This is a genomic window from Mesorhizobium sp. M1027 (genome assembly GCF_040318745.1).
Classification (GTDB): Bacteria; Pseudomonadota; Alphaproteobacteria; order Rhizobiales; family Rhizobiaceae; genus Mesorhizobium.
In genome coordinates this window covers 30,668-43,224 of sequence record NZ_JAMYMW010000015.1, presented here as the reverse complement: position 1 = coordinate 43,224, position 12,557 = coordinate 30,668, and the positions used below count along the sequence as shown (strand labels likewise).

Here is a 12,557-nt window from a genome sequence, read left to right as displayed (position 1 = left end):
CATCTACGCGGTATTGCCGGGCTTCCAGTCGGTGCCATGTTTGGCCGACGAATGACGCGATGCGGCCTCCTGCACAAGCGAAGGCGTTATCGGATGTGCGACCGGGAAGCAGGCGGACAGTGCAGCACATGTCAGTCGCCTGTGCGACGGTCTTTCGGGGAATGAAATCGGGCCAGTTCACGGCGCGGCATTATTCGTCAACAGCCGCCCCTTCGCAAGGATATAGGCAGCCCGCGTCACAAGTTCGTGCTGCAGATGAAAACGGCATCGCCGGCATGCAAGTCAGCAGCCGCTCAAGATTCGATGATCCAGCCAAGCTCTCGGCGTCATGGAATGGCAGGCGCCACGATCGAAGCATCTCATGTTGATTCAGGCGGACCCTTATGAGGCGTTCTTTGATGCCGGTGATGCCTGACAGGCGGTTGCAGCTGCAAGCGACAACGCGGCCTATTTAGTTGGAAACGGTCTGAGGCAGGCCAATTTGGCTTGCCCGTCACTATGTGGAGAAAGAAATGCTGTGTCTAGGAATTAGCGGCGGACTTGACCAAGTCCATGAAAACCGATTCGAGCTTCGGAACGCCTTTATGCACGATGGCGCCGCGGTGCTCGTCCGAGACGGACGGGTGATAGCAGCCGTCGAAGAGGAACGCCTCAATCGGATGAAACACTCCAACAAGCTCCCAATTCGTTCGATTCAATACTGTCTGTCAGCGGCGGGGGTTCAGCTCAACGATATTGATCGTGTCGCGCTCTACGCCAGCGAGCCCTATGCCAACGCCATGCTTGAAGGTATGTCCGCATCCCACCCGGACATTCTCTCCATTCCGTTGGATGCTAAAACGTTGGTGCAGGATCTGTTAACGCGTGAGTTCGGCACTAAGTTGGACAGTTCGCGTATTTCATTCGTAAGTCATCATCAGGCGCACGCCGTGAGCGCCTTTGCAATGTCGGGCTTCGAACAAAGTCTCATTCTAGCGATTGATGGCTCTGGTGATTTCCTATCGGGCCTCTTGGCGGTAGGGTCTGGCACAGAAATTACGCAACTCGAGGCTTTCCCCGAGAACAATTCTCTTGGGCTGTTTTATCTCGAGACGATCCGCTATCTCGGCTACGGCTTGTTCGACGAGTATAAGGTAATGGGACTCGCGCCCTACGGCGACCCCGCTCCCTATCGCGAGCTCTTCGAGCAGTTCTACGAGCTCTCCGCCAACGGCGGTGGCTACCGTGTTCACCTCGACCGCATCGGTCCGGCGTTGCTCCGCAATATCGAGGTCAGGCGAAAGGGAATGCCCTTCACCCAGCAGCATCGAGATGTGAGTGCGTCACTGCAGGAAGCGCTTGAGCGGATCGTGTTCCACATTCTCCGGCATCACCGTGAGGCCACCGGCATGAAGCGGTTGTGCCTGGCGGGGGGGGTGGCCCACAACTGCACGATGAACGGTAAGCTGCTGTATTCAGGGCTTTTCGAAGACATTTTCGTGCAACCCGCGTCTCACGACGCTGGCTGCGCATTGGGAGCTGCGCTGATAGTCTCCAACGAGATGGGCCGCCCCGCGCCGTGTGAGCGACTGCAGGGGGTCTATTGGGGTCCTGATCTCGGGAGCGAGCGCGCCGTGCAACAGGAACTGAATGCATGGGCCGGACATCTCGAGGTTGAACGCTCTGATGACGTGGCAAGCAGTGCAGCCGACTGGATCGCCAACGGCGCCGTGATCGGCTGGGTGCAGGGTCGTTCGGAGTTTGGGCCACGTGCGCTGGGCAACCGCAGCATTCTTGCCGACCCTCGGCCCGCCGCAAACAAGGACCGGATCAATGCGATGGTCAAGAAGCGCGAAGGCTATCGGCCCTTCGCGCCATCTGTGCTGGAGGAGGATGCGAGCGAATTTTTCGACCTCCCGGACGGTAGGCACGAATTTCCATTCATGAATTTCGTCGTTCGCGTGCGTGACTCAAAGCGCGCCTTGCTCGGTGCCATCACGCACGTCGACGGTACCGCTCGCCTGCAAACAGTATCGCGCAACGCCAATCCCGCGTACTGGGAGGTCATCAATGCGTTCAAGAAGCGCACAGGCACTCCAATTCTGCTCAATACGTCCTTTAACAACAATGCCGAACCGATCGTGGATTCGGTTGCAGACGCGATTGCCACCTTTCTGACGACAGAGCTGGATGGACTTGTGGTCGGGCCCTTCCTGGTAAAAAAGCGGGCTGCAACGCTGCAGGATTGGACTGCGCTTGCGGTTTCGTTGCCGCCCTATGTGTCCCTCCATCAAACCCGCGCTTACAAAGCGCCAGATCGTCGGGAGACTCACTGCGAGATCAGCACGACCCACTTCAGCAGTGACAGTGTACGAATTTCACCCGACTTGTTTAATCTGCTGATGCGGATTGAGGGCGAAGCCGTGTTGGGAGATCTCCTCAATACAATTGCGCCGGATCAGGCTAAGCGTGAAGCTCTGATGGAGGGCCTGCGACGGCTGTGGGAGCAGCGCCTCGTTCGATTGCATCCCTCACAAGCTGCTCGCATGGATCAAGACTGCGATCAAACGCTGGACCAGCATAACAGGCTCTCAGCGTGATAGAGGTGCCGCTATCCAAGCTCGGCGAATAATGGTGTTCATCGATGCCGCCTGCCACCTCACCGCTGGCAGGCAGTCGACTTCATCACAGGGTTGATTCGTCCACTTCACCTTGGACGACCGGACGCGCAGAAAAAAGCGGCTGCGGCGGGTCCTTGCTAGCGACCGTGATGCGGGACCACAGCGACAGGGCGTGCCCGAGACGGTCAATGCGGCCGGCGGTGTCGTCGCCGGCGGCGACGGTCGCATTCAGGATCAGCATCGACCAAAGAGCGAGGCCACTGCCGTTATGCTCCGAGATCTGGGGACGGCGGCTTGGCGATCACCGTCTACTCGGCGTTGCCGAACTCACTGCATGCGAGACCGTGACGAAGCCCTTCACATTGCGGGTCGGGACATAGCTGGCTTTCTTGGCGCGCTACCATCGCTAGAGATGCAGACTTCGCCCAACAGCTCCTGCTGGAGCGCGGCTTGGATCTGATGGCAGAATTCTTGCGGAGACGCGGACAAAGTGGGGAGCACTCCAACCTACACACGCGTCACTGGGCTATCAGTGTTGACCGTATAATTTTCGGAATGGCAATGGCATATTTTACAAAGCACGACGGCAATCAAATTATATACCGCAGCTGGGAAGAGCCGGAACAGTCAAGCGCAAGGATGAGAATTTTGGTCCTCAAGCTTGATCATGTCGGCGACTTTTGGATGTCTCTAGGGCCTCTAAAGGACCTTCGTCAGCGTTTTGCGCATGCCCACATTACGCTGGTGGTGGGAAGCTGGAACATCGCTACTGCAAAACAGTTCGACCTCGCCGACGATCACGTTGCTTTTGACTTTTTTCCTCGCAACCCAAAAGTCAAAACGCGCAAAGAAGCCGCGGACATAAGGCCGCTGCTGACCGGCGAGTTTGATCTTGCCATTGATATGCGTGTTCCGGAAGAAACAAGGCCGATCTTGCTTGAAGTTCCCGCCAGGCACCGTGCGGCGATAGTTGATCCGTACAGCATGCATCAGATCGATATTGCGATAGCGCCATTCAATCTGAAACTGCGCAGAACCATTTTCTACAAGCTGGTCCAAAAAATAGGGCTTGCTAACAAAATCCCCCGTAGATGGCTTGATTGGTTCATTGACCGTAAGCAGGTGCGTCTCCAGCATGTGTCAGAAATCCTCCTCTTTCTGGTCGCAAAGGCAGCTGCCTATTTCGAAAGCGGAGCGGGTCACCCACAGAATTCGACTACAGGCAATGCCCCGATTGTCGTGGCTCCGTTCTCCAATTCCAGCCTGCGAGATTGGCCGATTGAAAGTTTTGGCAAAGTTGTCGCTGCTCTTTCGACCCGTGGTGAGGTGGTCCTCGTTGGCCGTGGCGAATGCCTGGAAGCGCTTGAGGAGGTTGCGAAGATAGCTAGGGAACGTGGGGCCGCGAACATTCGGACGGCTGTCGACTTGTCAGAATTGGAATTCAATTGTCTCGTGAATTCGGCCGCCCTCGTCGTTTCGAACAATTCAGGCACCGGCCATGTCGCTGCCCAGCTTGGCCGCCCTACTATCGGCATTTTCACGGCGTCACATCTACCGGAGATTTGGGGGTTTCGAGGTCCCTTGGTCAGCATGCTTATGAGTGTTATTGAATGTCGCGGATGTGGTCTGGACCAAGTGCGGCATTGTCCGGTCAAAGTCCGATGCAAGTTCGACATCACGCCGGATCTCGTGATTGCCGAGGTAAACGCCTTGATGAATCATTGTAAGGGTACGGCACAAGCTTAGTGGCTCGCGGTCACCACAACCGCGATTGCCATAGAGCGGCGCCTGAGAATGAAAGTGCCGCCGCCCAGCCTTCATAGCCATTCCTCCTTTGTGGCGTGACGGCCCGAAAGTCGCCATCGCGTCAGATGTTCATCAGCTTCGGGATAGCCGGGGCTCGTCCGGCGACAGTCATGGCAGCGACTTCGCTTCTGGACCCGCTCATCCGGCCGCCAAAAACAAATGCGCCTTCTAAGCCGTAATTGATCCGCCGGAGCTGACCAAAGCCACCTTGCTCTGGGTTGCGGCAATGGCGACTGGGGCGAGAAGCCGAGAAGAACCGATGCGGCGAGAAATCCTGAGACCATCCGCCACGAGACGTCGCCAGGGAACGTAGTATTGCGTTCCGCGTTACACTAACGTATATACGTCCGCAGCACAGGAGCGCGCCATGGCAACCACACCCACCAGGAAGGAAGCACCCGTCTCGATGCGGTTTCGCGACGATGATCTCACCATCATCGACCGCGGCGCGGAGCTGCTCGGCCTGTCGCGCACGGAGTTCATGCGGCGCGCCGCGCTGCACGAGGCGCAGGCGGCCATCCTCAACGAAACCGTCATCCGCGTGTCCCCGGAAGCCTATGACGCCTTCATGCAGGCGATCTCAGCCCCGGCCGCTGCGCCCCCGGCGAAGGCGGCCGAGCGGCTGCGTCGGTCCTCGCCCTGGGACCGCTAGGTGGCGCTTTCAGGCATCGAACTCCTCGACCACGCACACCGCCTCGACAGCTTCGATTGCGGCAAGCCGGCGCTCAATGCTTGGCTGGCCGGCTTCGCGCGAACGAACCAGGCCCGCGGGTTTACCCGCGTCCTGGTCGTTCACGACGAGGGAACAGTCGTCGGGTATTACGGCCTCGCGCCGGGCGTGATCCAGCCAAATAGCGCACCGCGCGCCATCCGCACCGGACGCCCGCCCGATCCGATCCCCTGCCTGCTGATCGGACAACTCGCCGTCGACCACCGCTATGCCGGACAAGGCGTCGGTAGCGGCTTGGTCAAGGACGCGCTGTATCGCTGCGTCGCCGGCGCCGACATCGTCGGCGGCCGCGCGGTGGTGGTGCGGGCGATCGACGCCGAGGCAGAGCGCTACTGGCAGAGCTGGGGCTTCATTCCCGCGCGGGACAATCCGTCGGTGCTCATGCGCTCGATCCAGGACGTGAGCCTCTGGCTGGCCGACAAAGGCCACTAGCTCCGCGCGCGTAGCGCCTCCGGAAGCGGCAGGTCTGCGCGCCGGCCTGCCGCCGACCGGGCTCTAGTTGCGGCGTCCCGCCGCTCCCCGAGCCGGCTTCGCCGTCTCGGCGTTCGGGTGACCCCTCACGCAGGGCCAGAGGGAGACGGCGGTCAGAGCGAGGGAGCCCTGGAGAGAAGGGAAAGTCATGATGTCGATGATATTCATAGGGGGTTCACGCGAGATATTTGAGCTGACGGAACCTGCCATCGCTCGGATCCGCCCAATCGTTGTTGCCGTGCACGGCGTGCTGATTGGCGACGCGTCTGGAGCCGATGCCGAGGCGCAGGGCCTGCTCGCGGGCTACGGCTACAAACATGTCGGGGTCTTCCATGCGGCCAAGGAACCCCGCAATGATCTGGGCGACTGGGCTGTACGCCGCCAAAGACCGGGAGATGGCGCGCGCCGATTTTGGGATGATAGTCTGGGACGGCGCATCACCCGGCACGGCCGTCAACGTGCTTCGGCTCGCCATGGCGAACAAGCCGAGGTCATCTACGATCTGGCCAGGGGCAGCATGGCGACTACGCACCATGTCGTCCCGGCGAGAAAGTCGTCATTGTCCGTGAGGGTGACCGCCGCCTCTACGGTGAGAATATTGATCGCCGGCAACTTATGGCGCCTGCCGACCTCAAATTCGTTGAAGTCGTGCGCCGGCGTGATCTTGACCGCGCCGCTGCCTTTCTCCGGATCAGAATACTCGTCCGCCACCACCGCGATCCTGCGGCCGACGATCGGCAGAGGATGAGGTTCTTGCCGACAAGATGCCGGAAACGCTCGTCGTCGGGATGCACCGCCGACCGCCATATCGCCCAGCATCGTCTCCGGGCGGGTCGTCGCCACGGTGATGAAGGTTTTAGGATTTTCCGGATCCAAAACCTCGCCCTCGACGGGGTAGCGGAAATGCCAGAGGTTGCCGTTGACCTCCTGCTGTTCGACCTCAAGGTCGGACTCGCGATCAAGAGCTTCGGGTCCCAGTTGACAAGCGCTTGTCCTTGTAGATCAGGCCTTTCCTTGTAGAGCGTGACGAACACTTCGAGCACCGCCTTGGATAGGCCCTCGTCCATGGTGAAACGTTCTCGGCTCCAGTCGGCCGAGGCCCCCAGCCGCTTCAACTGGTTGAAGATCGCGCCGCCGGATTCGGCTTTCCACTCCCAGACTTTCTCAATGAACTCGTCGCGCGTCAGGTCACGGCGGTGGATCTGCTTCTCCATAAGCTGGCGCTCGACCACCATCTGCGTGGCGATGCCGGCGTGATCCATGCCGGGCTGCCACAGCACGTTCTTGCCGCGCATGCGCTCGAAGCGCACCAGAATGTCCTGCAGCGTGTTGTTGAGCGCATGGCCATGTGCAGCGAGCCGGTGACGTTCGGTGGCGGGATGACGATGCTCAAGGCTTCCGCGCCCTCCTCGGCGCCTGCGCCGACACGAAACGTCTTTTACAAGCGTATTATGTTTTTTTGCGCATAGACCAACGAGTTGAACGGCGGCCCCATGAATCGCCGATGTGTAGGTCGGGCAAAGGCGCCCACCAGCTCGTACTTGTCAAGACGATGCCACCCTTGATCTTGCACCCGCCTCCGATACCAGCGATGCACTGCGTCGTATGCTCATGCCTGTCAGGATGGGATGGGCGCTGCTAGCACCGTGGCAGTTTGACAACCCGGCCATCGGGGCGGTAGCACCGTCCAAGGCCAAGAGTCGCAGGGCAGACCGCACCCCATCGGGCTGCGCGACCCAGACCAGCTGACGCCCAACTGGCACACTCATCGCGCATCGGCACCGTGGATGCGACATCTACTTTGTTGCGAGCGCGATATCGGAACTTGGTTGTGACGCAGCTGTGCGTAAGCGCACCGCTGTCAGCGAGTGAGTGAGTGAAAGAACTACGTGGTGGAGGTGAGAAGTCATGCGGCGTCAAGATTCCCCGCCCTTTGCGGCAAACACACTGATCCCTCTTCAGAATCCGGTCTTTCGTTCGATCTGGACAGCCACGCAGATATCCAGCCTTGGCTGGCTGGTGCAGAGCGTGGCTATAAGCTGGCTTATGGCAACGATTTCAGCCTCCGATCTGATGGTTGCGCTCGTGCAGGCTGCATCGACACTGCCCGCCTTCTTCTTGTCGATCCTTGCTGGAGCGATTGCAGACAGCTTCAGCCGCCGCGGCGTGATGCTTGCCGGACATTGCCTGATCGCACTGGCATCCACGGCGCTGGCTCTCTCTGTTGGACTCGGCTTTGTCAGTCCATGGCTGATCTTGGGACTGAGTTTCTTGGCGGGATGCGGCTTCGCCTTGAATGATCCAGCCTGGCACGCCTCGGTCGGCGACATCCTGGAAAAGCGCGACATACCCGCTGCAGTGACGCTGATGTCGGTGGGGTACAACGTGGTTCGGAGCATAGGACCGGCGCTGGGCGGTGTAATTTTGGCTTTGCTGGGCCCCCTTACGGCTTTCGCCTTCGCTGCGCTGACCGACCTGGTCCCGTTGAGCGCTGTGCTGCGCTCCAAGTGGCAAGTTCGCTCTTCGCCTCTTCCGCGCGAGCGGATGACGACGGCCATTCATGATGGCATGCGCTTCACGGCAATCTCCTCGGAGATCAGAGTGGCGATCGTGCGCGCAACCCTGTTCGGGCTGTCAAGCATCTCGATCCTTGCTCTGCTCCCCCTCGTGGTTCGCGACCAACTGGCGGGGGGGCCAATTGTTTACGGCGTCCTGTTAGCCGGCTTCGGCACAGGCGCCTTCATCGCGGGCATTGGCAATAGCTACTTGCGACGCATCACGTCCCAAAATCGATTGATCACGCTCGCATCCGTTGCTTGCGCAACGTGTTGCCTTTTACTGGCTCTCACATCATCGGTGGCTGTAGCAGCGATCGCGCTTGCAATCGCTGGCGCAGGCTGGGTTGTCACCTGGACCGGAACCGACGTGTGTGTGCAGTTGGCAAGCCCAAGGTGGGTCGTTGGTCGCACCCTGTCGATCTATTACGCCCTGACCTACGGCGGCATGGCAGCGGGCAGCTGGATCTGGGGTGCTGTCGCGCAGTACTATTCCCTGACGTGGGCTTTGGAAGGTGCTGCAGCGGCGCTGTTGCTGGTTGCAGCCGTGGGAAAGCTATTGCCGGTACGGCTATGGGAGGAATCGGATCAAGGGGCCTTCGACTTCAGGCCACCAGAACTGGCCCTCGATTTGAAGCCCAGGAGCGGCCCGATCGTGATCAAGGTGGAGTACTCGATACCCGAGGAGAATATCGAGGAATTTCTGAGCTGCATGCGCGAAAGGCGGCGCGTTCAGAGCCGTGCCGGTGCGCGGGACTGGACCCTCCAGCGCGATCTTCAGAACTCGACTCTTTGGACCGAGACATTCCGCACGCCGACATGGACGGACTATCTTCGTCTAAACCATCGGCTAACGGTGACTGACAGGGAGGTAGGCGAGCGCCTTGCCGCTCTGCAGGTCGGTGATTCTCCTCCTCGTCTCTCACTTTCGATCGAGCGGTCGACAAGCCCCGCCCCCGGCAGCCAAGTCCAGCCCGTGCCCTTTGTATCGCGCCCGTAAGGAAACCAGTAACTTTTCTGGGTTCGGACACGTGAATGGCCGAGACCTACTCCATCTTTAGTCGGGACTGCCCGGATTGCCATACGTTGCGGTCGGTTAGGCGAGCATGAGGATTTGTGTGGCACGTACGTCCACCACGGGCCCATGTCCAGCCCCACCGCCTCTGCCATCAGATCGGCTTGGGCACGGGTTCAGGTCGCCTGTCCCCCTGCATCGTGGCGAGCAGCGCGAGCAAGGGGGCGGAGGGGTCTCCCCGGTCTGCACGGAGCGAAGCGGGCAGACGGAGGAATCCGCCAGCGGCGACTTGCAGGGAGAGGGCCGCGCGCCTCTTTCCCTCCCTCACAAAACGTGCCGCCAAGCACGTTCACGTCGGCGCAGCCGTGCCGCAGAGCCGGCCGCAACAAAGAAGGCCCGCAAGGCGGAAGCATCGAAATGTCCGCCAGCGGGACCAATTCAGTTCGGTGCTGGAGAAAGCGGTTCAACAGGGCGGCCGTAGGAGCACCAGCATAGCGCCGTCGCCAGGCGCGATGCGGACCGACAGCCCCGACGAAGGGCGCTGATTGATCGACTGAAATTGGATCGGGTCATTTTATCAGCTGACATAATCCATGAATTTTTCACGATGCTTCAGCGCGCGCCTGGATTTTCTGCATTTAGCTGCAGCGAAGGTCCCGGTGATGCGGTGGAAGCGTAAGACCGTATGTCCGCCTCTGCCGGTGAGGTGGCTCGCCCTACACTGCGCGTCCGAGGGTTGCTCGGGCGGGCCGAGCCGATCCTCACCACAGGAGGACGAGCCGTGGCAGATTATAGGGAAGATAGGGAAGCATTTGTCGGAATCGATGTCGCGAAGCTGAGGAACGCCATCGCGATTGCGGACGTGGGCCGGGAGGGAGAGGTTCGCTTCTTCGGCGAGGTCGACGCGTCGGCCGCCAGCATGCGGCGGGTCATAGGCCGGATCGCCAGCCGCTTTGATTACGCGCATTTCTGCTATGAGGCCGGGCCGACCGGGTACGGCCTTTATCGCCTGATCCGGTCGCTCGGGCACGACTGTACCGTGGTTGCACCATCATTGATACCGAGGAAGCCCGGCGATCGGGTGAAGACGAACCGCCGAGACGCCATTTCCCTTGCCCGGCTATTGCGCGCCGGCGAGCTGACCGCGGTGTGGGTTCCCGATGAAGGGCACGAGTCCATACGGGATCTTGTTCGCGCGCGGGCGGCCGCGGTCGAGACGCTGCGGGTTCATCGCCTGTCAAGCGAAGTGGGGATTTGACCCCCTGGGCGAACTGAAGATTTGACCCCCTCATTGTTTTGCGGTCTCGTTGGTGCCGAGCGTCGTTCCGGCCTTCTGCAATAGGCCGGAACGACGCTTTTCGCGAAGCCGGTAGCTGTCGCCACGGATGGTTATCACTGTCGAATGATGAAGCAGGCGATCAAGGATCGCCGTTGCCACCACGGGATCGCCAAACACGCTGCCCCATTCGCCCACCGAGCGGTTGGAGGTGATCAGGATCGATCCCCGCTCATAACGCCGCGACACCAGCTGGAAGAACAGATGTGCGGCATTGGCTTCGAACGGGAGATAGCCGAGCTCGTCGATGATCAGCAGTTTCGGCCGCGACAGGGTCGTCAGTTGCCTTTCGAGCGAACCGTCGTCATGGGCCTTGGCCAGCATCGCCACGAGCGTGGCCGCTGTGACGAACTGGACGCTATGGTTCTGCCGGATCGCCTCGCGCCCGAGAGCCACCGCCAGATGTGTTTTGCCCGTACCCGGAGGTCCAAGGAACAGGACCGTGTCGCCATGGGCAATCCAGCGGCAGGTCGCCAGTTCCCGGACTTGGCGCTGATCCAGCGACGGCTGCGCGTCGAAGTCGAAGCCATCGAGTTCGCGCACAAACGGGAACTGCGCGATCTTGCCTGCCATGGAGATGCGCCGCTCGTCGCGCCGCGCGATCTCGCGCGTCACGAGGAAGGCCAAAGCCTCGCGCAAGGTCATTTGCGAACGCGCCGCTTCGTCCAGCAGCGTGTCGAGCTGGTCCCGGATCGCGGTCAGCTTCAGCCGGTCGAGCTGAGCCACCAGCATCTCGTGATCGACCGCCGTCATCACCAGCTGCCTCCCACCAGTGCCTCATATTCGGCCAGTGGCCGCAACAGAGCGGAAGGCGCAACGATATCCGCCGGCGCCGATCGCACCGGCGCAGCAGCGCCGACCACGCCGGCAAGATGCGCGCGCTCGACAATCCGTTGGCGACGTCCGCGGCACAAAGCATGATCCGCCACCACCTCGCCCGCATGACGCACGATAACGCGACCGCCCAGCACCACGACCTGGACGCTCTCCCCGATCAGCCGCCAGGGGACTGAGTAACTGTTCGTGTCCAGGTCGATTGCGCAGTCGGCCTGGACCTTGCGCACGAGATCCCGCAGCTGCCCGAACGGTGCCCGTCCGCCCAGAGGGCGAAGCGCCATGGCTTCTTCGGCAAAGCGCTCCGCAGGAGCCACGCCGGTCGTGCCATGCACACGCTGATCGGCAATCTCGCGTGTCCACCGGTCCAGATGCGCCTCGAACGCCGCCCAGTTCTCGAACCGGCGGCCGGCAATCGCATTGCGCTTGACATAGCCGACCCCGCGTTCGTCCTTCCCCTTGGTACGTGCCCGATAAGGCGCACAAGCCCGTGGCGTAAATCCCCAATAGCGGGCAAAGGCGTGCAGCCGCACATTGAACCGCACCTCCCGCGTCGCCGCATCGTGATGTTCGACCAGCGCCTTCGGATTGTCGAACAGCACTTCCGTTGGAACCCCGCCGAAGCGAAGGAAGGCTCCTTCCATCCCCTCGAACCAGTCCGCCTGGCGCTCCCGAAGCGAGGGACGGATATGCAGCCGACGCGAGTAACCCAGCGTTGCCACAAACAGGTGCACCCGAACACGCTCGCCGCCGATCCACGCCCGCGTGTCGCCAAAGTCGATCTGCATCTGATGTCCCGGCGCCGTCTCAAACCGAACCGTCGCGCGCTTCTGGACCCTCAACTCCCGACGCCAACCCTGCACCCGAAGCTCCACCGACCGAAGCCCTATGACGATCCCATGTTCGCTCTCCAGTTCCTGGCGCACCACATCGGCGTTGCCATCATGGCGGAAGAAGCGCTCTCGCAGCCAATCGTCTAGCCCGTCAAACGCGCTCCGCCGCACAGGCTTGCGAAACGGAACAGTCCCGCCTTCGCGCAGATACCGACGCACCGTGTTGCGCGCGCACCCGAACTCCTTCGCCAGCCGCTTCGCTCCCCAGCCAAGCTCATGCAGCCGCACCATCGCTGCCACCTCTTCAGGCTGAAGCATCTCCTCTCCCTGCATCGTTCTCGACAATGCAGGAATCGCCGAAATCCCAATCGTCATCC

9 protein-coding genes and 2 pseudogenes are annotated in these 12,557 nt (G+C 60.9%); 6 read left to right on the top strand and 5 right to left on the bottom strand.

What is annotated here, in order from left to right:
* The first annotated feature begins 512 nt into the window (after positions 1-512).
* A complete protein-coding gene (locus NKH50_RS25380) occupies positions 513-2,579 on the top strand; it encodes a carbamoyltransferase family protein (RefSeq protein ID WP_352753301.1) in 2,067 nt (688 codons plus the stop codon).
* An 85-nt stretch (positions 2,580-2,664) separates the two neighbouring features.
* Here NKH50_RS25380 and NKH50_RS25375 read toward each other — a convergent pair whose 3' ends face one another.
* Positions 2,665-2,841 (bottom strand): hypothetical protein, encoded by a 177-nt coding sequence (locus NKH50_RS25375; RefSeq protein WP_352457364.1) that lies wholly within the window; start codon positions 2,839-2,841, stop codon positions 2,665-2,667.
* A gap of 320 nt (positions 2,842-3,161) precedes the next feature.
* Between NKH50_RS25375 and NKH50_RS25370 the strand changes: the two genes are divergently transcribed.
* From NKH50_RS25370 to NKH50_RS25360, 3 genes are all read left to right on the top strand, one after another.
* Positions 3,162-4,346: a glycosyltransferase family 9 protein gene (locus NKH50_RS25370; protein ID WP_352453586.1), complete on the top strand. Its 1,185-nt coding sequence runs from the start codon at positions 3,162-3,164 to the stop codon at positions 4,344-4,346.
* A gap of 427 nt (positions 4,347-4,773) precedes the next feature.
* The gene (locus NKH50_RS25365; RefSeq protein WP_352493107.1) at positions 4,774-5,058 is read left to right on the top strand and encodes a type II toxin-antitoxin system TacA family antitoxin; all 285 of its coding nucleotides are present in this window, start codon (positions 4,774-4,776) and stop codon (positions 5,056-5,058) included.
* Positions 5,059-5,568: a GNAT family N-acetyltransferase gene (locus tag NKH50_RS25360; RefSeq protein ID WP_352453588.1), complete on the top strand. Its 510-nt coding sequence runs from the start codon at positions 5,059-5,061 to the stop codon at positions 5,566-5,568.
* A gap of 214 nt (positions 5,569-5,782) precedes the next feature.
* Here NKH50_RS25360 and NKH50_RS25355 read toward each other — a convergent pair whose 3' ends face one another.
* Complete coding sequence (locus NKH50_RS25355) at positions 5,783-6,091, bottom strand: hypothetical protein (RefSeq protein WP_352881698.1); 309 nt, start codon at positions 6,089-6,091, stop codon at positions 5,783-5,785.
* A gap of 56 nt (positions 6,092-6,147) precedes the next feature.
* A pseudogene (locus NKH50_RS25350) lies at positions 6,148-7,003 on the bottom strand (class I tRNA ligase family protein); the annotation flags it as partial.
* 512 nt (positions 7,004-7,515) lie between these two features.
* Here NKH50_RS25350 and NKH50_RS25345 point away from each other — a divergent pair.
* Both NKH50_RS25345 and NKH50_RS25340 read left to right on the top strand, forming a co-directional pair.
* Positions 7,516-9,162, top strand: coding sequence for an MFS transporter (locus NKH50_RS25345; protein WP_352508099.1), 1,647 nt, complete (start codon positions 7,516-7,518; stop codon positions 9,160-9,162).
* Positions 9,163-9,958: 796 nt separating this feature from the next.
* Positions 9,959-10,411: pseudogene (locus tag NKH50_RS25340) on the top strand (IS110 family transposase); the annotation flags it as partial.
* Between the two features lie 54 nt (positions 10,412-10,465).
* On the opposite strand, the gene istB reads toward NKH50_RS25340, so the two are convergent.
* Together istB and istA are read right to left on the bottom strand one after the other, a co-directional pair.
* Complete coding sequence (gene istB, locus NKH50_RS25335) at positions 10,466-11,266, bottom strand: IS21-like element helper ATPase IstB (protein WP_352881697.1); 801 nt, start codon at positions 11,264-11,266, stop codon at positions 10,466-10,468.
* Positions 11,266-12,555, bottom strand: a complete 1,290-nt coding sequence (gene istA / locus NKH50_RS25330) for an IS21 family transposase (protein WP_352838588.1) — start codon at positions 12,553-12,555, stop codon at positions 11,266-11,268. The genes istB and istA overlap by 1 nt, the downstream gene beginning before the upstream one ends.
* Between the last annotated feature and the right edge of the window lie 2 nt (positions 12,556-12,557).

What these genes read in the sequence shown, in the direction of transcription:
- NKH50_RS25380 (WP_352753301.1), top strand. Translation starts at nt 513, where the DNA reads ATGCTGTGTCTAGGAATTAGCGGCGGACTTGACCAAGTCCATGAAAAC.
- NKH50_RS25365 (WP_352493107.1), top strand. Translation starts at nt 4,774, where the DNA reads ATGGCAACCACACCCACCAGGAAGGAAGCACCCGTCTCGATGCGGTTT.
- NKH50_RS25370 (WP_352453586.1), top strand. Translation starts at nt 3,162, where the DNA reads ATGGCATATTTTACAAAGCACGACGGCAATCAAATTATATACCGCAGC.
- NKH50_RS25375 (WP_352457364.1), bottom strand. Translation starts at nt 2,841, where the DNA reads ATGCTGATCCTGAATGCGACCGTCGCCGCCGGCGACGACACCGCCGGC.
- istA (WP_352838588.1), bottom strand. Translation starts at nt 12,555, where the DNA reads ATGACGATTGGGATTTCGGCGATTCCTGCATTGTCGAGAACGATGCAG.
- istB (WP_352881697.1), bottom strand. Translation starts at nt 11,266, where the DNA reads ATGACGGCGGTCGATCACGAGATGCTGGTGGCTCAGCTCGACCGGCTG.
- NKH50_RS25345 (WP_352508099.1), top strand. Translation starts at nt 7,516, where the DNA reads ATGCGGCGTCAAGATTCCCCGCCCTTTGCGGCAAACACACTGATCCCT.